Below are 445 nucleotides of genomic sequence, written 5' to 3' on the forward strand. Positions count from 1 at the left end.
GTACTTGCTCCAGTGTTACCTGAAATACCAAGTTTTGTACCTGGTTGAACTTATTGACCGTTTTTAACAAGCCATTTGCTTAGATGACCGTAAAACACATCAAGTGCTCCACCTTTTACTTGAATATAATGTCCAAATCCACCAGGCATTTCTTTAGTGAATGCTTTACCGCTAATCGTTGAATAAACTGGTTCATATATATAAGGTAAATCAATACCTGGATGTGGCCATGAGAATGCATACCCTGGAGGTGGACCGTTTGGACTGTATGGCGTAGTGATATTATCTAAATACTTAATATATCCGCCGTCACCATCTCCACCATCTAATTCTGCAAACCATCCACTAACTAAATTTTTAATACCGTTTTTCAAGCTATCGTAAGCCCAGTTGATTGTTCCGCCCATTGCTTCACCTTTGATATTAGAAAAATCTACACCAAAGT

At 38.4% G+C, this 445-nt stretch carries 1 protein-coding gene; it reads right to left on the reverse strand.

The genetic code is table 11. The features are described from left to right. Positions 1-50: 50 nt before the first annotated feature. Positions 51-445: M23 family metallopeptidase (locus ACF91D_RS31950; RefSeq protein WP_392438729.1), on the reverse strand; the 395-nt coding region annotated here is incomplete at its 5' end.

Source organism: Staphylococcus sp. 231237_7MaSpsaltlick (assembly GCF_043107035.1).